Raw genomic sequence first — 21900 nt, 5'->3', positions numbered from 1 at the left:
AAACTTATATTGCCGAGGAGAACTCGAATTCACTCATCTTTCTAAATGCTGTTTTCTCACTTTTTCAGCAAGCCCTAAATAAGGTATAACTAAAATTTAGTTTAGTCAATCCATACACAAATGCCCGCCAAAAACCATCTCAATCCAAAACAAATAGAGAAACTACAAAAAGCCTTAAGAGAGGAAGAAAAGGCAAATATCAGAGCAAGAATTCTGATTTTATTATTGCTCAATGACGGCAAAACGCAATCTAAACTCACTGAGTTTTTGGGTTGTTCAGTAAACAAAGTATCTAAAAGAGTGTCTGAAAGGAGACCCCGACAATTTAGAAAGTTTAATAGATGACAGGATGAAGGGGAATCACAAAAAAGCCAGAGATAAATATATAGAAATATTATTAGAAACCATAGAGAAAGACCCTCAAAAATTAGGATATAATTTTGGAAGATGAACAGCGCAGAGAGTAGCAACATACTTAGAGGAATCCACAGGAATAAAATTAAGCGGAGGACAAGTTAGGAGAATATTAAAGCCAAAAAAGTATGTTTACCTCGCTCGCTAAGTATAGCCTGGAGTCCAAGAGAAATCCCGCAAAAAGAACAGCGTTTAAAATCAAGATAGCAGAATATTTAAAAATAGAAAAAGAAACTCCCGAACGATTACAGGTATGGTTTTGGGACGAGAGTGGATTTAGTTTAAGAGTCACCATAAGAAAAAAATGGTGTAAAAAAGGCAGCCGAAAAAAGGTCAGAGGCGACCGAAGAAAAGGCAGAGTTAATGTAATGGGAGGAGTGAGGAATTCAGATAAAAAAAGGTTTGTAGAGTTTCTGAAGAAAGGCAATTCACATGATTTTTATAAAGTCCTAAAAGTTTTTTATGAAGAGCTAATTAATGAATGGGTCTCAGCAGGTAATCAAGCATCAGAATTTGCTGAAAAAAAGCGAAAATAGTGATAGTTCTTGATAATGCTAGTTTTCATAATCAAGAAGAGTACCTAAAAAAAATTGAAAGAGAAATGCTTAATCTCCCTTTAGAATTTCTCCCCGAATACAGCCCCGACTATAACTTAATTAAATTAGTATGGCATGCGACAAAAGAATATATTGCCAATAGGCTATTTAAATCTATTGAAGAGCTAGAGTATTTATTGCAGATCCTCTTAAATGAAGGACAATTAATAATTAAATGGGGGCGAAAAATCAAAAATAAGGGTAATGCTTGTATCACAGTTTAAATGTGCAACAGCTTACTATCTTACCATTATTACTTCTTGGCCACTACCAGCAAGTTAAGTCCGTAGGCAATTTTGCCGACAATTTGACCGTTAATTTCGACTTGAGATGATTTGACTCGCGGGATGATGACTCGCATTGAAAATAGGTAATTGGTAATAGGTAATTACTCGTTACCAGGCTAAAGCCGGGTAAGGCAGATTCTGGCGTTGCTTAATCAGGGTATGAAAAAAATAACTTGAAAATCCCGCAGCTTTGTGGATACTGGTTTCTATGGCTGGCATATTTAGCCCTTCATACCCTAAATCAGCAACGCCCAGATTCTTATGCTCTGCCTCCTATCTTCCTGAGTACCACAGAGGCTCTTCCTCTAGACATCGGTTCCCAGGCTAGAGCCTGGGAACCAGTAGAAAAGAATATTTTACCGTTAGTTTTTCCCAAAACCTTTGCCGCGATTGGTTGAAGGCATACAAAGACAGTTTTCGAGTTGCGATCGCAAATTCTCGGTATCCAAACCCTGACCGATGAGAACAAGCTGGTTTTTCCGCTCACCTTTCCACTCGTCATCGTCCATCGAAAATCGCTTGCCGCTCAAGTGAAAAATATGCCGTTTGGGACTTTCTTCAAACCACATAATCCCTTTCGCGCGAAACACGTTTGTTGGCAGTTGGTTGTCTAAGAAATATTGAAATTTCCTCAGAGAAAAGGGCTTGTCGCTCTGGAAAGAAATTGAGGTAAATCCGTCATTTTCTAAATGGTCGGAGTGGTCGTGATGGCTGTGATCGTGATGGCTGTGATCGTGATGGCCGTGGTCGTGATGGCCGTGGTCGTGATGTTCATGATGTTCGTGGTGGTCGTGGTCGTGATGTTCGTGACTGCTAGGAGTTTCCTCAGATTGGAAATATTTGTCAGATTCAAACAATCCTACACTGAGGACAAGCGGCAGTGGAACTTGCGATTTTACTGTTCGCAGAATTCTAGCACCTTCTTTGATATCGCGAATCTTAACTTCCAACAAATCTAACTCTGCTTCTTCAACCAAATCAGTTTTGTTGAGGATAATTATATCGCCGTAAGCTATTTGACTGTAAGCTGCTTGAGAGTTGAACAAATCTAAGCTGTAGTTGGCTGCGTCTACTACTGTCACTATCGAATCGAGACGAGTTAGGTCGCGCAGTTCTGTTCCTAAAAAAGTCATTGCTACTGGCAGCGGGTCGGCGAGTCCGGTTGTTTCGACTACTAGATAATCGAGATTTTCTTGACGTTCTAGAACTTTGTAAACTGCATTAACTAAATCTTCATTAATAGTGCAGCAGATGCAGCCGTTGTTCAGCTCAACCATGTTGTCGTCGGTGGTGACAATCAGTTCGTTGTCGATGCCGATTTCGCCAAATTCATTTACCAAAACTGCTGTTTTCAAACCCTGCTGGTTGGTCAGGATATGGTTGAGCAGGGTTGTTTTCCCGCTGCCGAGAAATCCTGTAATAATTGTAACGGGCAATCCGTGTTTGGGAGCGTCCATCGCCTGTTCTGTCTCGGACTGAGTTGTAGATTGCATAGCTTGACTGTCAAATAATGTCGATCGCACTTTCTTTGTGGTTCTTATTGTATCTTAATTAGGACAATGCCTCCTCAACCCAGTTTCTCGGAAAAATGTTGGGTTTGGTTGCCCTGGTATCTACGCCTCAACCGGGAATCAGCCCGATAGTGCAAAATAAGTGGGCCGCTAATTATCGGCAATTGCTAACGAGTCGCGATCGCACTTTTTTATTTTTTTGATAAAATTTTTGTCCAGAGTACGTGTCGCAGTTAGCCTGCAACCAGTTTTCCCGGTAAATCCAACAGCGACAAATTGGGGGCAGAATTAAGCTGAGTGCGATCGCCCAATTCCCGCTGCTCTATAATAATTTTAATTATCGAGCTGCGTAAAATATTTAAATCTCAACTATCAACTGAAACAGGGCGGTGGCTAACAACAGCCACCGCCCTCAAGATAGTATGGCGCTATCTAAATCTGTGCTTACGCAGGAAGCAAGACTGAATCAATAATGTGGATGACACCATTATCAGCAGCAACATCGGCTGTTGTAACGGTAGAATCATTAATTTTGACGCCGTTGGAAGCATCAATTTTAACTTCTGAACCTTCAACTGTCTTGGCAGATTTCAGGTTGACCACATCAGCGGCCATAACTTTGCCAGAAACGACATGATAAGTCAAGATTTTTGTGAGCTTAGGAATGTCCTTAAGCAGTGCGTCTACAGTACCTTCGGGAAGCTTAGCAAAAGCTTCGTCAGTAGGTGCGAAAACTGTGAAGGGGCCAGCGCCTTTGAGAGTATCTACTAAACCAGCAGCTTTGACAGCAGCAACTAGGGTTGTAAAAGAGCCAGCCGAAACGGCGGTATCAACGATATCAGCCAAGTGAGTCACCTAGTTTTTGTAATCTATAAATCACTATAACGCTAAAAAGTTAATTTAGCTACATTAATTTTTTCTCTAGTTCTGTCTGGTTTTCTAATTATTTAAGATAGTATTTTTTTATTTAACTCCTTTCATAAAATACCTATCTAAAGGTAGATATTTATTTTGTCATTTTACGGTATTTAATTTATTCATGTAATCCTAAATACATTAGTAAGACGATCGCCCCTGCGCTGTTTAAACTAAACGCAGGGGCAATGGTCCGGAACCCTCGACCCTGCTACGACATTTTGATTAACTTGGCAAAACATTTAACATTCAGCGCAGCGCTAACACATTACAAAAGCCCGCCACCCCGACTGATGGCAACAGTTTGGGAAATCCCGATCTAAACTGTTAACAACCATTAACTAGCGGAAGGGTGACATGAGATACAAACTACTAGGTCACAGCGGACTTCGCGTTTCCGAAATCTGCCTCGGAACCATGACTTTTGGGGAAGAGTGGGGTTGGGGGAGCTCCTACGACGAAAGCCGGAAAATGTTCGACGCCTTTGCAGAAGCGGGCGGCAATTTCATTGATACCGCGAATCTCTACACCAACGGTACTAGCGAAAAATATGTCGGCGAGTTCATCGCAGCCGATCGCGAAAAATGGGTAGTTGCCACTAAGTATAGCCTCAACATGAAGAATGGCGACATCAACGGTTTCGGCAACCACCGCAAAAATATGGTCCAAGCAGTAGAAGCAAGTTTGAAGCGATTGCAAGTTGAATACATAGATTTGCTGTGGCTGCACGCTTGGGATTTTACGACACCCGTCGAAGAAGTGATGCGCGCTTTTGACGATTTGGTGCGCGCAGGCAAAGTTCTTTATATCGGCATTTCCGATACGCCGGCTTGGATTATTTCTCAAGCAAATACGATCGCCCACCTTCGCGGTTGGACACCATTTATCGGGTTGCAAATCGAGTATTCTTTAAAAGAGCGAACTCCTGAACGGGACTTGATCCCTATGGCAAAAGCCTTTGATATTGGCGTCACAGCTTGGAGTCCCCTAGCAGCGGGTTTGCTGACAGGAAAATACAACACTTCAGAAACAGCCAGCGAAGCTAAACGGCTGAATTCACCTGAATCGGGAAAAATTAACGAACGGGACCTCAAAATTGCTGACGAAGTTAGCAAAATAGCAGCCGAAATTGGCAAACCTGCTTCTCAAGTAGCCCTAAATTGGCTGATCCAACAGCCAGTCCAAGTTATTCCGATTGTGGGTTCGCGCAAACTCTCGCAACTTCAGGAAAATCTGGCTTGTTTGGAGTTTGAATTAACTCCCGAACAAATGCAGCAGTTAGACAAAGTAAGTGCAATTGAATTGGGTTTCCCTCACGATTTCTTAAAGAGTTCGACTGTGCAAGATTTTGCCTTTGGAGGGGGAATCGCCAAAATTGACAGCCGCCGACTGTAAAGTTGCTGCTATTTTCTAGTCGCGGGTTTACGTGGATGTTTTGCCTTTGATCGCAGATATCGGCGAACCCGCCCTTAGAGGGATGATTGACATTTGTGCTGTGGGCGCAAGGTTAAACTGACGCCCACAGCGCAAATGTCGTCACTTTGCTTTCTTGCCACAGACTCGCGCAAAATATTAGGTTTATCGTTGCGGTTGCCTGGTTTCTTTGGTATTGTTGAGACAGGTGTTCTTCGGTGAATTTAACCCGACTCCATAAACTGTTAATTGTTAATCTATCGGAAGTCAGAAATCTCCGAGGGAATTTGTATATTAGGATACAAATTTTTCCTACTAGCGAGTCGGATGACTTTAAAAAAGGCTAGGTTTGTCGAATCAAAAAGCAACATAAATTTGATCGCAAATTTTCTATCCTCTCCAAATAAAGCAATAAAACTCGCTCTTTTTTCACCCCGTACCTGCCACTTAAGAGTCATTTTACAAGGTCGATCGGCATTTTAACGGCTTTTGAACCCAGCATGCAAGCTAAGCGCGTCCTGAGATAGAAGTCATCCTTCAGATAGAAGTTATGGCTGAAAAACTGGGCTACATTTAACAACAATAGCAAGTCTAGCAATATTAACTTATCTCCAAGTTTCAATTCTGAAAAAAGCAGATAAGCGTGTTTTCCCGCAGCTAAACAGTTTCTTTGTTTGGTTCAATGAATGCGGCGCTTGCTCGTCAATAAAAATTCTCAGATTTATGCTTGCAACTTCAGTAAGACACTGCTGAGAAATATATCCTATTGACCAATTTTAACGGACAATTTTCATTGACTAATTCCAGAGGCTAATTATGTCGCCCCCAGAAAACTCAGTAAACAATAATTATAGCAATAAAGCTCGAGCATGGGAGATCCGATTTACCTCTATAGATCCAGCCAAATCGCCCTCTCAATTCGCACCCTCGCCCGCATTGCGCGCCAACTTATCAAAAACTGATGCTTTAGAGGCACCAGATTTAGTTTGCATGTCTCATTTGCGGTGGAATTTTGTCTATCAGCGTCCGCAACATCTCTTGAGTCGGTGTGCCCAACATCGTCGGGTATTCTTTGTAGAAGAACCCATTTTGAGCGGGGCTACAGATTGGTGGCTTGATGTCAGCATCCACGAAAGCGGAGTCTGGGTAATAGTACCACACCTGAGCGAAGGAATCAGCGAACCAACAGCACAAACTGCTCAGCAAGCCATGCTAGATGATTTGTTTCGAGCGGCAGAAATTAGCCAGTACATCCTCTGGTATTACACCCCAATGGCTGTCAGTTTCACAAACCACTTAAAGCCGCTAGCCGTAGTCTACGACTGCATGGATGAATTGTCAGCATTCAAAGGCGCGCACCCGAATTTAAAAGCCAATGAAAACCAGCTATTAAAGCGCGCCAGCGTAGTATTTACAGGCGGACATAGCCTTTACGAAGCTAAACAGCACCAGCACGAAAACATTCACCCCTTCCCCAGCAGCATCGAAAAAGAACACTTTGCCACAGCCAGGAATGTTTCAGAAGAACCGACGGATCAAAAAGACATTCCTCACCCGCGTTTGGGATTTTATGGCGTCATAGACGAACGCATGGATATCGAACTGCTGAGGGGAATTGCGGAAGCAAGGCCGGAGTGGCATTTAGTCATAATTGGCCCCGTGGCGAAAATCGATCAGGCAAGTCTGCCAACTCACCCAAATATACACTATCTTGGCGGCAAATCTTATCAAGAACTGCCAGCGTATCTTGGGGGGTGGGATATAGCAATGCTACCTTTTGCGATTAACGAATCGACTAAGTTTATTAGTCCCACGAAAACTCCAGAATACCTCGCTGCAGGCAAACCAGTGATTTCTACTCCGATCCGCGATGTGGTGCGGCCCTACGGAGTAAAAGGCTTGGTTCGGATTGCTAGCAATTCAGAAGAATTCGTTGCTTGTGCCCACGAAATTCTCAGCGAAAGTTCGGACGTTCGCACCAAGTGGCTGAGCGAAGTAGACGCCTTTTTAGCAGACAATTCTTGGGACAATACCTGGGGTGAAATGCTGGGGTTGATCAAAAGTGCGATCCACGAGAAACGGCAGAAAGCCGAAGACCGGATGAAAGTTTTAAGTTAGGAATGTGGAGGTTTAAGTTAAAGAGTTACCAATGCACCCACTCAAAACTTAACACTCAACACTCATCGCTTTGTTTGCAATTAGAAATGACCCATTAACTTACTAAAAATCAGAGGTGTTTCAATGTTTGACTATTTAATCGTCGGAGCCGGATTTGCAGGTAGCGTCATTGCCGAAAGACTAGCAAATGAGGCCGGAAAAACAGTCTTGATAATTGATACCCGCAACCACATCGGTGGCAACGCATACGATCACTACGACGACCACGGCATTCTCGTACACAAATACGGCCCCCACATTTTTCACACCAATTCCCGCCCAGTTTTCGAGTATCTTTCGCGCTTCACCGAGTGGCGGCCCTACGAACACCGCGTCCTAGCCAGCGTTGACGGTCAACTGCTGCCAATTCCGATCAATCTCAACACCGTAAACGAACTTTACGGACTGAATCTCACCTCATTTGAAGTAGAAGATTTCTTCGCGAAAGTAGCAGAACCAAAGGATTACATTCGCACTTCCGAAGATGTCGTTGTCAGCAAAGTCGGCCGCGAACTTTACGAGAAATTCTTCCGCAACTACACCCGCAAACAGTGGGGAATGGACCCGTCGGAACTCGACAACTCAGTGATTGCGCGCGTACCCACTCGCACTAACCGGGACGATCGCTATTTCACCGATACCTATCAAGCAATGCCGCTGCACGGCTACACTCGGATGTTTGAAAAGATGCTTTCTCACCCAAACATCAAGGTGATGCTGAATACCGACTACCGCGAGATTGAGGGTTTTATCCCTTACGGAGAAATGATTTACACCGGGCCGGTCGATACCTATTTCAATTATTGCTACGGGAAACTTCCTTACCGTTCCTTGGAATTCAAGCACGAAACACTGAACGTACCCGTACACCAAAAAGCCCCGGTCGTAAATTACCCCAACGAGCATTTATATACTCGCTGCACGGAGTTTAAATACCTCACCGGACAAGAGCATCAAAAAACTAGCATTGTCTACGAATACCCCCAAGCTGAGGGAGACCCTTACTACCCGGTTCCGCGTCCCGAGAATGCCGAAATTTACAAGAAATATAAGGCTTTGGCTGATGCAACTCCGGGAGTTTCTTTCGTGGGAAGGCTGGCGACTTACAAGTATTACAACATGGATCAAGTGGTCGCTCAAGCTCTGACAACTTACAAACAAATTACTACCAAGCCGGTGATTGAATTGGTAGAAAATGTTAACGGTACTGCCTCTAATGTAACCTCCTCGAATGAAGTTGCCCCTCGCCCAGCCGCAGCTTCTCTAGAAGTCGCTGCTGTCAACAACGGCAACAGCCACGGCAACGGCAACGGCAAATCTGTTAGCAAGTAGCTGGAAGCTGCGAGTTACGGGTAAAAAGGTAAGGTGCCCACGGAGCACCTTACTCGGTTTTCATCAAAAGTTATTTAATAATTCAAACAAGCATTGAGGTAAAAATGAACGTTCTAGTTAAAATTGTTTTGTCTCATGAGGTTTTGGAAATTTCTCAATCTGCTCAGTTTCAGAAAGAAATACAGCGCCTCATTGAAAGCGGTGGCAAAATTCTTATGCTGGATTTCTCTAAAATAAATTTCCTGAAAAATTCCGAGTTAATGGCTGTAGTGGCGATCGTGAAATTAGTTAGAGACAGCGAATGTATACTTTTGATCTCGGCCATGAGCGAACAAGTTAGAATTCTCTTTGAACTGACGGGACTACAGCAAATATTTCAGTGTTTGCCGTTTGCGGAAGAATTTTCTCTCAAAAGCGAGCTAACTGAACCGTTAGGAGGTTTGCAAAGTCTGGCGAGCTAGAGAGAGAGGAGGAGAGGGGGAGAGTGGGGTATACGAAAAATCTTCCTGGTTTTTTCTTCCTGGTTTATGGTTCCTTCTTCTGACTAATGACTTCAGCACAAGAGAGCCTTCAGATGAGGCTGTTTTAATGGGCAGAACTTTTGCAGATTAATCAGCAAAAAACTTGTCAAAGTGGTGGTAATTGTAGCTAACCTATAAATATAACTTTGGGTAGATGTGCCGATGAGTTGGTTAGGTAGAGAGCTAGAAAATTGCGAGATAGAAGAGTCTGCAACTCTTGATAGTAAGGTGACAGTTCAAGGACGGAAAACAGGTTATCCGCGCCCCCAACTGCGCCGGAGCAACTGGATTTGTCTCAATGGTCAGTGGAGGTTTGCTTACGATGACGCGGGCCACTGCGTGCAGCCGATCGATATTTCTGAGTGGACTCACACTATAGAAGTGCCGTTTGCTCCAGAATCGGCAAAAAGCGGGATCGGCGACACGAACTTTCACGCCAACTGCTGGTATGAACGGGAATTTGACGTACCCCACACAGAGGGCAGAGTTCTCCTCCACTTTGGGGCCGTAGACTACCGCGCCCGCGTCTGGGTGAACGGTCAGTTTGTCATAGAACACGAAGGCGGACACACTCCTTTCAGCGCAGACATTACAGCAGTTGTGAACCTCAACGGGCCGCAGCGGGTGACAGTCTGGGCCCAGGACGACCCGCAAGATTTGGAGCAACCACGGGGCAAGCAAGACTGGCAAATAGAGCCGCATAGTATTTGGTATCCGCGCACGACAGGCATTTGGCAGACAGTCTGGGTAGAATTGGTGCCTCACACTTATATCGAGCGCATCCGCTGGACTCCCCAGTTTGAACGCTGGGAAATCGGTTTTGAAGCGTTTGTGGCGGGTGATCGCAAGGAGGGAATCCAGATTAAAGTTAAACTGTCGATCGGCTGTTTGCTGCTAGTCAACGACACCTACGAAGTCCTCAACGGCGAAATTCACCGCCGTATCGCCCTCTCAGACCCGGGGATCGACGACTACCGCAACGAACTGCTGTGGAGTCCCGAAAAGCCGACGCTAATTAACGCTCAAGTGCAGTTGTGGGCCGACGGCAAACTGCTCGACGAGATTAAATCCTACACCGCCATGCGGACTGTCAGCATCCAGCGCGATCGCTTCATGCTAAACGGCCGGCCCTACTATTTGCGACTGGTGCTCGACCAAGGTTACTGGCCCGACACCATGATGACTGCCCCCTCCGACGAAGCTTTGCGCCACGATGTCGAATTAGTCAAAGCAATGGGTTTCAACGGCGTCCGCAAGCACCAAAAAATCGAAGACCCCCGATTTTTGTACTGGGCTGACGTGTTGGGACTCTTAGTTTGGGAAGAAATGCCCAGCGCCTACCGCTTCACTCCCAAAGCCGTTCAACGGCTGACGCGGGAGTGGACGGAAGTCATCGACCGCGACGCCAGCCACCCCTGTATCGTAGTCTGGGTGCCATTCAACGAATCTTGGGGAGTTCCGAATTTAGTCGAAGCCGCAGCCCACCGCAACTACGTGCAAGCGCTGTATTTCTTGACAAAAACCCTCGATCCGACTCGCCCCGTCATAGGTAACGACGGCTGGGAAAGCATCGATACCGACATCCTGGCGATTCACGACTACGACAACAACCCACAAACCCTAGCCAAGCGCTACGGGCCCGAAGTCCAGCTAGCCGATTTGTTTGATCGCGGGCGTCCGGGAGGGCGCATCCTCACCCTCGACGGCCACCCGCACCAAGGACAGCCGATGATGCTGACCGAATTCGGCGGCATCGCCTGCGCCGGCCACGAAAACCCCGATTTTTACAGAGTTTGGGGCTATGTGCGCGCGTGGGACACGAAGGAACTGCAAAGGCGCTACATCGCGCTACTGAAGGTGGTAAACAAAGTTGAAATGTTCAGTGGATTTTGTTACACCCAGTTGACCGATACTTACCAAGAAGCTAACGGTTTGCTGTATGCCGATCGCACTCCCAAGTTTCCCTTAGAGACGATGGCCGCGGCAACTCTCGGCTGGGATATTCCCGAAGAAAGTTCACCGCCGCAAGCTATTACTCAGTGCTAATTGGGCATTGGGCATAGGGCATCGGCAAAACAGGGCATCCGTTATTAGTTATTAGTTATTAGTTAATTGCTAACAATTACCAATTTCTAAATTCCTAATGCCCAATGTCCTATGCCCTATGCCCTATGCCCAATGCCCCATGCCCCATTACCCATTCGATAGATGTTTCAAAGTTTTTTCATGGGTGGCTTTGAATGTTCTACCCACAGATTGCGATCAGGAAAACGCCTCGATGTCACAGCCGCCACCGGCCACGATAAATTTGCAGTCGCCGACTACCAGCGATTGCAACAGCAAGGCATTTACACAGTCCGCGAAGGCCTCCGCTGGCACTTAATTGAACACTCGGCCGGAAAATACGATTTTTCCAGTTCCCTGCCAATTATCCGGGCCGCCCGCGACACAAAAATGCAGGTAATTTGGGATTTGTTTCACTACGGCTGGCCCGACGATATTGATATTTTCAGTCCCGAATTCGTGTCCAGGTTTGCCAACATGGCGCGCGCTTTTATGGAAGTGCTGACTGAGGAAACAGACCAAACACCTTTCGTGACACCTGTGAATGAAATTTCATTTATTGCTTGGGGAGGCGGCGATGTCGCCTACATCAATCCGTTTGCAAAAGGGCGGGGAGACGAGCTAAAAACCCAGTTAATCAAAGCTGCGATCGCAGCGATAGAATCAGTTTGGGAAGTCAATCCCCGGACTCGCATCGTTCAAATCGACCCGGTAATTAACATTATTGCCGATCCTGACAGACCGCAGGATCGAGACGAGGCAGAAGGTTATCGTTTATCGCAATATCAAGCTTGGGATATGTTGGCTGGACGTTTTCGCCCGGAACTCGGGGGTAAGGAAAAATATCTCGATATTATTGGGGTGAATTATTACGATCGCAATCAGTGGATTCACAATGAAGAGCCGATGAAATACACCCATCCGCTGTACCGCCCGTTTGGTGAAATGCTGCAAGAAGTGTTCGAGCGCTACCGCCGCCCTTTATTCATAGCCGAAACGGGTACTGAAGACGATTTTAGACCTGTCTGGTTTAATTATGTGTGCACTGAGGTAATGGCGGCGATGAAAGCAGGAGTTCCGATAGAGGGAATCTGCTTGTATCCGATTGTTAACCATCCGGGTTGGGACGACGACAGGCACTGTTACAATGGTTTGTGGGATTATTGCAATGAATCGGGCGATCGGGAAATTTACCAGCCTTTGGCGGATGAATTGCAGTTTCAAAGGCAGCAGATTGAACCGTTGGTGAAGTTGCGAGATTGATGATTGCCATATAATAATGAAACCCAACAACAGTTGATGTTGGGTTTCACTAAGTTCAACCCAACCTACTACAGAAATTTCGAGCGATCGAGCGGACACGATCTAAGAGCTCTTCTCACAATTTTGTATGTAATCTATCCCACATCTTCGTTTTGAACTTGTTCACTTTGACTGGCTTTGGCTTCCAACTCTGCCATTTTTTCCTTCCTTAGTTCATGTAAAGTCCTCTTAGTCGAACTAAGCACTGCCCATTCATAAATATTTATAGAAGACCACCCTGTAACTTTCTTTCCCCAACTATTATAGGAGATTTCTTCCCCATTAAATCTGACCAATGTAGGATCAATCATTATAGCTTCAGAGCTTTCAAAATCTTTAATTTCAAGGCTATCCCCAGCGTTGATTAATTCCCACTCAAACAACTTGTCCATTCGAGGTAGAAAAGTTCTTGTAATGGCAGAATTAGTGGATATAATTTCTCCCTTGATTGTAGAACCTCCTCCGGCTAAACCCACGTAAAAATCATCCAGTTGTGCCGGAGGCAAAATTTTCTCAATACTCAAAAAACCTTGCTCTCCTATAAAAACAGGAGTGATATTAAGACAGATCGCATCTACCCCATTTGAAATCAACCAAGCAACAGCAGAAAGGGTTTGCTCATCAAAGGATGAGGCTATAAGTATTATTCGTTGTTTTTTGTTAAAGGTTTTGAGTGCGTCATTACTTGACAAAAATTTATTCAACTCTTGTCTCGCTTTTTCACTAGGAGTCAAATCACGTAATTCATACTCATCTTTGTGGATCTCGATATACGAGCTATAGACCAACTCTACAAGGGATTCAGGTGTAGAAATTTTGGCATAACTCGCGGCATACCTGATAGCTTGAAATTCAAAAGGTTCTTTTCTGGTCTTGATATCTTGTACGTCGCGTTTAATCTCGATTAGAACAATATTGCCATCTGCATCAATGGCAGTCAGGTCGCTAATCCCCTTACTCGCATTACGAACTTGTTGACCAACAACTAGAAGAGTTTCGTTATCTCCAAAGAGCAAATTAATGTTTTTGCGTAAGAACTCTTCAATATGTCTTTCCTGTAAGTTTAAGTCTTTAAAGTTTCTGACTTTTATTTCTATTGCTTCGTTCCTGTGGATGCCGCCGTCGAAAGTAACAGGTATGTACATCGCACTCCCCTTTGCTGCTATTGGCTGTCTAAGTGCTCAACTATATTGAGCCTATTATATCTAACAGTCCGGCAATCCGTCCGTCCGCCAGCGGTTGAAACCCCTGCCTCAAAGAAAAAGTCCTCTTGCATACGACTGAAGAACTCATTAGTGCTCGACCGAGGACTTAAGGTATTAACCAGGGACTTAAGACAGGGGTTGAAACCTCTACATCAAACAGGACTTACGCAGGCACACTTATAGTATGCCCAACCAAGGATCTCACCTTTTCTCTCATAAAGAGCGAGCGTCACGAGATTAAAAACTTGATGGCTCAAAAAATCACCAACTCTCCTTTTCAACAAGAAATAAACGTAACCCTGGCAAGTTTAAATTCTCTTTAATTGGTAATTAATTGCTAATTCTGATAATTGATTTAATCAGGGGAGTTACGAATCAACACCAAAGAAACCAAACTAAAGAAAGCGGGTTTTGGCGGTTGCTGCAGGCTGTGACGGGTCTTCTCAGCAAAAACCAGGTTTCTGGCTACCCCTGCGTAAGTCCTAATAGCAATAAGGGCGGGCAAAATGCCCACCCCACATACTAGATATCACTTTGATATCAGACTTAAATTTTCAATACCCCCAGGGGAATTCGAATCCCCGTCGCATCCGTGAAAGGGATGTGTCCTAGGCCTCTAGACGATGGGGGCGCGTTGCGTTTGCTTGTGTTCCGCACCTTTATTACCTTAACTAATCTTTCCCAATCTGTCAACTACTTTGCGAAAGTTTTTTTTCTACTTGTCCCAAAGCTAGTCACACTAGGCTTTGAGGATACGATCGCAATTGTCGATCGCCCGGCCGGTGAGCAATCTCGAACCGTGGGTGTTCTGGGTGGGGATGCCCAAACAAGCGACGCGGGCCATCTGGCCGAACTTCGTGGCGATCGCAGCATCTCTCCCAAAACAGCTAATTGCCCCCAACAGCACCTCTAAGCCGGCTGCTGCGTGCAGTTCCCCAATTCTTCATCGTACAGTCCGTAGTCCTCCTGAACCAGCAAAACCGGGTTGTCGCCGTCAAGAATCGGCTATTGAGCCACCAAGCTTGCAAATTTCCCAAGCAATCAGCGCATCCAACGGCTGGCACTGCGTAAAATACAAAGCTGCGATCGCCTCGGCTCCTTCGCCGACGACACCAAATAAACATTCACCGCAGGCTCTTTCAAACATTCCGCCAGAGCCAGCAAAATAGCCACAGAAGCCTTGTTGTCCAGGCTGTACCTCGCTATCCATCCAATCATTCAACCGCAGCGGGCGTTTGCGGTGCTTTCCCACCACCATCCGCGTTCCCGATCAAATTCCCGCAGACGTAATTCCTCGGCTGTACATTTACCGAAGAAGAATTCAGAATTCAGGAACCAGAATGGATTCTGTGCGACAGGATGGAGAATCCAGGTTTCAAGCCCCCGATTTTAATCGTGGAGCCGAAAAAATTCTTTCATTACCGAAAACCCTCACTTCAGGCATGGGGTATTCTGAATTCTGTCTTCTGACCAAGAATTTTTTGATGGTACCCGCCACGTGATTTATCCGTGGAATCAATCCAAAATCTAAAATCTAAAATCCTCCAGCCCCCGCATTTATCCGTGGGGTCAATCCAAAATCTAAAATCTAAAATCTAAAATCGAATGACTCCTTCTCCTTGTTTTCGATCCAGGCATTTTCCCACTCTAAAGAAACATTTTCCTGCTGACCTTTTTGAGGAGATGCGTTGGGGTTTCACCTCACCCCGGACAAACTGGTGACGCGAGCAGGAGCCGAGCAACGGCAGCCATTACTGGTGGCGGATACACTGCTGGCTAACAAGGGCTATGATCCAGATCAGCGTGTGATTGACCGCCTCAATGCCGAGGAGAAGACCACCGTCATTTCACCTCACCGCAATTGCAAGACCCTGGAAACTTACGATGCTCAATTGTACAGAGCCCGTCATTTGATTGAGAACTTTTTCCCCAAGCTCAAGCAATATCAGGCAATCGCGACGCGCTATCAGCCTAGGGCGGTGAACTTTCCGGCGTCGATGCTTCTGGCTGCGGCGGTCATCTGGTTGAATTGATGACACCCCCTAAATTAACTTGACAGTGCCGTAAATTAATATGCCTAACCTCTTGAGCACCTTCTTTTCTAGTAATTTCATTCCTCACGGGCATTGTTACCTCTGGAAACCGGGGTTAGTCTGGCTGCACTTAACGTCAGATGCCTTGACTACCCTCGCTTATTACTCGGTGGCGGTTGCCATTGTTTACTTTACGAATGAGCGTAAGGATCTGCCTGCCCACACGGTGACGCTGCTGGTGGGTTTCTTTTTTATCTTTGCCTTATGTGGCACTACGCACCTGATGGGAATAGTGACACTTTGGCACCCCATTTATTGGGTTTCAGGACTGATCAAAGCTGTCACTGGTGTTTGGTCTTTCTATACGTTCACCTTTTTACTGATTCCCTTAATTCCAGTGGCACTCGATACGCCCAGTCCAGCTCAACTTGCCCTTACAAACCAGGAACTAGAAGAGAGTCGCCGCCGTATCCAGGCGATTAATGTGGAGCTAGAGCAACGGGTGCAGGAACGCACTTCCCAACTGGAAGCGTCTAATCGCACCAAAGACGAATTATTGATGCGTGAACAAGTAATTCGGGCAGAGGCAGAGGCAGCTAACCGTGCCAAGGATGAGTTTCTCTCGATTCTTTCTCATGAACTCAGAACTCCTCTCAACGCGATCTTAGGGTGGTCAACGATGTTACGGCAAAAAAACCTGAGTGAGGATAAGGTGGCGCGGGCTTTGGAGACGATCGAGCGAAACGCGAAGTCTCAAGCCCAGCTCATCGAAGACATCCTCGATGTTTCTCGCATCATCACAGGTAAACTGCGCCTCCGAGTCCGTCCTGTCAACCTCGTGCCGGTGATTGAATCGGCGATTGAGTCTGTACACTTGGCGGCTGAGGCAAAGTCAATTCGCTTGCAAAGCGTGCTCGATTCTGAAGTTGGCCCGCTTTTGGGTGATGCCGATAGGTTGCAGCAAGTTGTGTGGAATCTACTTTCTAATGCCCTCAAATTTACGCCTAAAAACGGGCGAGTCCAGATTCGTTTGCAGCGGGTTAATTCCCATGTTGAAATTACTGTCAGCGACACTGGACAAGGCATCAGCTCGGACTTTCTACCCTTTGTCTTTGATCGCTTCAGCCAGCACGACAGCACGACCACTCGCAGTTATGGGGGGTTGGGTTTAGGGTTAGCCATTGTGCGTCAATTAGTTGAATTACATGGCGGGACTGTAACAGTAGTGAGTCCAGGGATAGGACAGGGGACGACCTTTACAGTCAAACTGCCCGTGATGATTATCCATCTACCACCCAGCGATCCAGAGCCATTAAACTCGCTCGTTGAGGGGAATGGGATGTTTCAAGCCTCGCCGACCCTTGAAGGCTTACAAATCTTAGTGGTGGAGGACGAGGCTGACGCGCTAGAGTTGCTGAGCACGATTCTCGAAAAGTATGGTGCTGATGTCATGGCTGTGGCTTCGGTCAAGGAGGCCTTGACCATTATCGAAACCGCAACCGATCACAGCCCCGATGTTTTAGTTAGCGATATTGGGATGCCGGATGAGGATGGCTACTCCCTGATCCGCAAGTTGCGTCAACTTGAAGCGCAGCGGGGCGGTAGGCTACCCGCGATCGCGCTGACGGCTTATGCCCGGAATGACGATCGTCGGCAGGCACTATTAGCAGGTTTTCAGATACATTTGACCAAACCTGTAGATGCTGCTGAGTTAGTGGCGGTGGTGGCCAGCCTCACCGGACGTACAAGCAGGTGCTAAAACCCAGGTGTTCAAGAACAAATGTTGCGTTTGAGAATAATCGGCATCTTGTCAGCTTGGGGTGAAGGCTAGCGGTTGTGGCAAATCAAGCTTGTGACTTTTGTCTCCAGCACAAACCTCTGTTAACTTGATTCAGGTAACAAATCTACTGTGTCAAGGATAGGAAGCACTCAGAGTGGTTATCAAGTAGACCCTGCATGAGTGCTAGATTCTTTAGGATGCCAATTTCATCTTTGTCAGCCGTAATGGCGATCGACTTTTGGGGATTGTGGCCGGGAATTAGGGCGATCGCATTGTTCGCACGATCGAGCCAAGCATTCACTCCCCGGCCTGCGAATTTTTCCCTCAACCGCTGGTTAATTTCCGCCTCCGCAGCCCTGAGAAAGTGGAGCATTACTAACTCTTCAATTGTTGGGATCTGTCCATCGAACTCTCACATTTTTCAATTCCGTGTTTTGAAGCACATTTTGACCCATATTAAACAAGATTTACTCTCAATTTACTCTTCTTATGAACAAAACAACAACTTTCTGTAATGTTCTAGCCATCCTCCCATGATTTGTAAATTTATTACTTTCTCCCCGAACCCGCAGGGAGGGTTGGGGTGGGGAAAAAAAATTACAACTCCTGCAATGATTCCTATATCTAGCGCATTCTCAACAAACACGCAATCAGCCGGATTGGTTGACTAAAACTCTCGCCTTCAGGTTGAATTCGCCGACATAAACTCGATTTACAATCGGTCCCCAAGGTGAATTATTACCTAGAGGTTTTTTCATCATCTAACGTTATTTTAAAATTAAAACCAATCTCAATCTTTGCCTATGCTTGTCCATAAACTTCAGCAACTCGTGCAGCGCCAAATTCGAGCCAAAAAGTTAGGGATTAAATTTAATAGAGTGGCTAATTTTCAATTGCCCGAACAATTAATTGTGCAAGGAAAACTGCATCAAGTAAACGTACCTTCAGAGAAAGGCATGGATGGAGAATTTATAGAAGTGCTTTTAGACGACTGCTACGGAGTCGAGCAATTATCTGAATCGCTGATGACAATTATTGATATTGGAGCCAATGTCGGCTTATTTCCGATTGCTGCGAGGAACAGGTTTCCCCAGGCCGTAATTCACGCCTACGAAGCTAATCCCTACCTAGAAAATTACCTCAAACATCAATCTCAAATCGCAAATTTTACATATTTTATGGAAGCAGTAGGATGTCGAGATGGTAAAGTAGTCCTCGACATTCGGGAAGTTTCGGGAAAAACTAGATCCACAGTTAGCGAAAGCGGCGACATACCAATGATATCCTTTCGCAGGGCGATCGAGCGAATTGGTGGTAGCATCGATTTAGCCAAAGTAGACTGCGAAGGTGCAGAATGGCTGTTATTTGAAGATCGAGATACTTGGCAACTGGTGCAAAACCTTTCTTTAGAATATCACTTGTGGTCTGGTCACACTCACGCGGAAACCAGACAAATTATTGAAAACTTAGGATTTCGGATCGGAAAGCAAATACCAATAGATAAATGGTACGGCTCGATTTTAGCATCTCGAACCTGCAACCCTGAAGGATATAGCAGATGTTGAAGAAGGAAGGAGGAAGAACGAAGTAGCCAGAAGAAGTGTTTTTACAAATATGAGATGCTCCTGATTGCTATAGATAAAAGTCTTATGATTAACTATAGATAAAAAACCTCAAAATTTAGAATACGAATTTGGAAGATGGACAGCACAAAAATTAGCAACATCTTTATAAGATAGTGCTGCAATTAAATTAAGTTAAGCGCCAGTTCGGAGGATATTAAAGCCAAAAAAGTACGTTTACCACCGAATCAGAAATCGATGGGATGGCTCGCAAATGCCTAGAATTACGTTTGTTTCCCGACTCGGCCGGGGATACCGGGCGCTGGGACAAGTCCGTAGAAGACCTCGGCGGCGAGTTGCTGGTTGTCAGTCAGTTTACGCCCTACGGCGACTCTCGCAAAGGTCGGCGACCTTCCTTCCATGGAGCAGCAGCTCCTGAACGAGGCGAAATTTTTTATGATAAATTTGTCGAAAAGTTGCGCCCGAACGGCTTAAAAGTTGAAACAGGCGTGTTTGCAGCGATGATGCAAGTCTCGATCGAGAATGACGGGCCGGTGACTTTGGTATTAGAGAAAGAATCAGGCTGAATTGTTTGCAAACAAAGCTCTCTGTGCTTCTTCCTTCTTCATTCTTACTTCTTGAATAAGATCAAATTTTCAGATTAACCGGGTTTCCTAAATGCTGTGCCGTAGCTTCAGAATACATTGCAGTTCGCTACACTCTGCCGAGTCTCGATTCCATAATCTCCAACGCCCAAAACGGCCTCAAATAGCCAGTTAGTAAATTGTCCACTCAGCCGTCTCGGAGTACCCGGATCTCAAAGAGCGATCGCCCCACCCAAATAACAGCTCAGAATGCTTGTACAGTAAGGCTTTAACGGAAATAAAATCAATCTTCTACAGCCAGCGCTTAGAATCAGATTCAGCAGCCAAAAACTGTTGCATGAGAGAGTGGAACACTGGCCTCACTGCGGTTATCTCTACTTCCGTAACATTCAATGTATAGAGAGTTGAATCAGCACAGCAAGCGAAACCGCCAGCAACTGCCACCTCACTCTCTGACAAATGTCCTCGCACACCCGCTGTGTCCTACCACCCGATAAACGCCATGACTGTCCAAGCTGCCACCAACACCGTCAACTGCAACACTGCTTCTGACCTCAACAGCATTCCGGAACAAACCGCCGAAATCAATACGGTTCCCAGCATCGATATCCTCGCTTTGGCTAACTTCGCCCTCAAAGAATTGCAAGGGGAAATGAAAACTGCCAGCCGCAGCGCTCAAGCAGTGGCGATGCGGATTGCTAAGGAAGTCGAACGGATTTGCCAAAAGAGCGATCGCATCCAAATTTCCGGCGAAGTTGAAGCTTGGCAAATCACCTTGGCTGAGCACCGGTTGCAAAAAACCCTGCAATACTACCGCCTCGGTTCCAAACAAGGCCGCGTCGAACTGCACTCCCACCTCGCGGCGATGATTTACCGCCATGTTGCTTCTTTCCGATCGAACTTGAACTTCCAAGCTCGCTACAACATGATTGAAGACTTTTTGCAAGGCTTTTACATCGAATCTCTGCGAGCTTTCCGCCGCGAACACCAACTCGATGTCACCTACCAGCCCCGCACGCAGCTAGAATTGGCTGAGTACATGGCTTTTACCGAACACTACGCCAAGCGCCAAATCGGCTTACCGGGCCGCAACCGCCAGCGCCTGATCGTGTTGCGCGCTCAAGGATTTGCCAAGGGCCAACCTCCCGAAACTGCGATCGACATTGAAATGGCTGTAGAATCCGGCAAGGGAGAAGATGCGGAAATGTACAGCCGCTCTCCGGCGCTGCAACAAGTGCGCGAGCAAATGGTATCGGAAACTGTCGATCCGGCTGATGCTGTGCTGCGCGATCGAGTAGTCTCGGAATTGATCGCCTATCTGGAAGCCCAAAATCAGCCAGAATGCGTGAATTACTTAACTTTAAAATTGCAAGACCTTTCGGCTTCGGAAATTGACCGCGCGCTCGGTTTGTCTTCCCGCCAGCGCGACTACTTGCAACAACGTTTCAAGTACCACGTCGAAAAATTTGCCCGCACTCAAAATTGGAAACTCGTCCACGAATGGCTGGGTGCTGATGTCGATCAAAAGCTGGGAATGACTTCGGACAAATGGGAAGCATTTCGCGCTCAACTTGCGCCCGAAATGCAGCAACTGTTAGAATTGAAGCGGAATCAAGAAAGCGACAAGGCGATCGCCACCGCGCTCAAATGCACTCCCAAACAAGTCCAAAAACGCTGGGCGCAACTGTTGGAGCTGGCTAGCCAGACTCGCAACAGCAGCCAAGCTTAATTGGTACTCAAATATGAATGCAACTGTTTTCTTGAGACTGGAAAATGCGATCGGGTGCGGCACCTGCACAGGACTGCCCGCCCCGGCGTCCGCTCTCAAATCAACAAGCGCTGTTACTTATTTATCGCCGCTTTTTGGCAAATTCAATTTATTAAAACTACATTACTTTTTTTAATATCTTTCGTTCCCTGGTTAGGCCGGGGAATTTGTTTTTATTAGTCATTAGTCATTAGTCATTAGTCATCATTTATGGGAAATTGCTTGCTTAAGAGGTAGCATAATCAAGGCAAAGTTGTTCAAATTTGTTTCCCGAAAATATTTCACATAAAAGTCAATTTTTAAACTAATAAATTATGTAGATATTTTTGAGCCGTTAATGTAAAGTATCAAAGTCGAATTTATAATTTTTTTTTATAAAAATAGTTAAAAACCGATTGTCAAACTTGAGGGTGCGGAAGGTGGATAAAAAATGAC

General features: G+C 45.8%; 16 protein-coding genes, 1 tRNA gene and 3 pseudogenes. 12 read left to right on the top strand and 8 right to left on the bottom strand.

All coding sequences use genetic code 11. The annotated features are described in order from the left end of the window. Window positions 1-120 precede the first annotated feature (120 nt). Window positions 121-1234: pseudogene (locus tag QUA70_RS05135) on the top strand (IS630 family transposase). A gap of 44 nt (window positions 1235-1278) precedes the next feature. Here QUA70_RS05135 and QUA70_RS05130 read toward each other — a convergent pair. From QUA70_RS05130 to QUA70_RS05120, 3 genes and pseudogenes are all read right to left on the bottom strand, one after another. Further along, window positions 1279-1371 (bottom strand): annotated as a pseudogene (locus QUA70_RS05130) (D-aminoacyl-tRNA deacylase); the annotation flags it as partial. A 288-nt stretch (window positions 1372-1659) separates the two neighbouring features. Then, window positions 1660-2790 (bottom strand): GTP-binding protein, encoded by a 1131-nt coding sequence (locus tag QUA70_RS05125; RefSeq protein WP_333334698.1) that lies wholly within the window; start codon window positions 2788-2790, stop codon window positions 1660-1662. Between the two features lie 462 nt (window positions 2791-3252). Further along, window positions 3253-3654, bottom strand: coding sequence for a fasciclin domain-containing protein (locus QUA70_RS05120; RefSeq protein ID WP_333334689.1), 402 nt, complete (start codon window positions 3652-3654; stop codon window positions 3253-3255). Window positions 3655-4080: 426 nt separating this feature from the next. Between QUA70_RS05120 and QUA70_RS05115 the strand changes: the two genes are divergently transcribed. The 6 genes from QUA70_RS05115 (at window position 4081) to QUA70_RS05090 (ending at window position 12473) form a co-directional block, all read left to right on the top strand. Further along, on the top strand, window positions 4081-5118 hold the full coding sequence (locus QUA70_RS05115; RefSeq protein WP_333334687.1) for an aldo/keto reductase: 1038 nt from the start codon (window positions 4081-4083) through the stop codon (window positions 5116-5118). A 1008-nt stretch (window positions 5119-6126) separates the two neighbouring features. Continuing rightward, a complete protein-coding gene (locus tag QUA70_RS05110) occupies window positions 6127-7254 on the top strand; it encodes a glycosyltransferase family 1 protein (protein WP_333345356.1) in 1128 nt (375 codons plus the stop codon). 123 nt (window positions 7255-7377) lie between these two features. After that, on the top strand, window positions 7378-8625 hold the full coding sequence (glf, locus tag QUA70_RS05105; RefSeq protein WP_333334685.1) for a UDP-galactopyranose mutase: 1248 nt from the start codon (window positions 7378-7380) through the stop codon (window positions 8623-8625). A 104-nt stretch (window positions 8626-8729) separates the two neighbouring features. Further along, entirely contained in the window at window positions 8730-9086 is a 357-nt protein-coding gene (locus QUA70_RS05100) for an STAS domain-containing protein (protein ID WP_333334683.1), read from the top strand. 222 nt (window positions 9087-9308) lie between these two features. Continuing rightward, window positions 9309-11192, top strand: coding sequence for a glycoside hydrolase family 2 TIM barrel-domain containing protein (locus QUA70_RS05095; protein WP_333334681.1), 1884 nt, complete (start codon window positions 9309-9311; stop codon window positions 11190-11192). Window positions 11193-11354: 162 nt separating this feature from the next. Next, the gene (locus QUA70_RS05090; RefSeq protein WP_333345354.1) at window positions 11355-12473 is read left to right on the top strand and encodes a beta-glucosidase; all 1119 of its coding nucleotides are present in this window, start codon (window positions 11355-11357) and stop codon (window positions 12471-12473) included. Window positions 12474-12607: 134 nt separating this feature from the next. On the opposite strand, the gene QUA70_RS05085 is transcribed toward QUA70_RS05090, so the two are convergent. The 4 genes from QUA70_RS05085 to QUA70_RS05070 form a co-directional block, all read right to left on the bottom strand. Beyond that, window positions 12608-13657, bottom strand: a complete 1050-nt coding sequence (locus tag QUA70_RS05085; RefSeq protein WP_333345353.1) for a hypothetical protein — start codon at window positions 13655-13657, stop codon at window positions 12608-12610. 618 nt (window positions 13658-14275) lie between these two features. After that, window positions 14276-14348 (bottom strand) — tRNA-Glu (locus QUA70_RS05080). A gap of 108 nt (window positions 14349-14456) precedes the next feature. After that, window positions 14457-14624 (bottom strand): hypothetical protein, encoded by a 168-nt coding sequence (locus QUA70_RS05075; protein ID WP_333410323.1) that lies wholly within the window; start codon window positions 14622-14624, stop codon window positions 14457-14459. Window positions 14625-14711: 87 nt separating this feature from the next. Next, entirely contained in the window at window positions 14712-14975 is a 264-nt protein-coding gene (locus tag QUA70_RS05070; protein WP_333345349.1) for a hypothetical protein, read from the bottom strand. Between the two features lie 430 nt (window positions 14976-15405). Here QUA70_RS05070 and QUA70_RS05065 point away from each other — a divergent pair, with 430 nt between their 5' ends. Continuing rightward, the gene (locus tag QUA70_RS05065) at window positions 15406-15750 is read left to right on the top strand and encodes a transposase (protein WP_333334671.1); all 345 of its coding nucleotides are present in this window, start codon (window positions 15406-15408) and stop codon (window positions 15748-15750) included. Between the two features lie 40 nt (window positions 15751-15790). Then, entirely contained in the window at window positions 15791-17509 is a 1719-nt protein-coding gene (locus tag QUA70_RS05060) for an ATP-binding protein (protein WP_333334669.1), read from the top strand. A 145-nt stretch (window positions 17510-17654) separates the two neighbouring features. Here the strand turns inward: QUA70_RS05060 and QUA70_RS05055 are convergent, their stop codons facing one another. After that, window positions 17655-17903, bottom strand: a complete 249-nt coding sequence (locus QUA70_RS05055) for a hypothetical protein (RefSeq protein WP_333345347.1) — start codon at window positions 17901-17903, stop codon at window positions 17655-17657. 430 nt (window positions 17904-18333) lie between these two features. On the opposite strand from QUA70_RS05055, the gene QUA70_RS05050 reads away from it, so the two are divergent. The 3 genes and pseudogenes from QUA70_RS05050 to QUA70_RS05040 all read left to right on the top strand — a co-directional run bounded on the left by QUA70_RS05050 (window position 18334) and on the right by QUA70_RS05040 (window position 21426). After that, complete coding sequence (locus QUA70_RS05050; RefSeq protein WP_333345345.1) at window positions 18334-19095, top strand: FkbM family methyltransferase; 762 nt, start codon at window positions 18334-18336, stop codon at window positions 19093-19095. A 239-nt stretch (window positions 19096-19334) separates the two neighbouring features. Then, a pseudogene (gene dtd / locus QUA70_RS05045) lies at window positions 19335-19679 on the top strand (D-aminoacyl-tRNA deacylase); the annotation flags it as partial. Window positions 19680-20199: 520 nt separating this feature from the next. Then, window positions 20200-21426 (top strand): HetZ-related protein, encoded by a 1227-nt coding sequence (locus QUA70_RS05040; protein ID WP_333334661.1) that lies wholly within the window; start codon window positions 20200-20202, stop codon window positions 21424-21426. The last annotated feature ends 474 nt before the right edge of the window (window positions 21427-21900 follow it).

The organism is Microcoleus sp. LAD1_D5 (assembly GCF_036702115.1).
Lineage (GTDB): Bacteria > Cyanobacteriota > Cyanobacteriia > Cyanobacteriales > Microcoleaceae > Microcoleus.
Note: the sequence above shows the minus strand (reverse complement) of the source record. Positions and strands in the feature narration are given on the sequence as shown.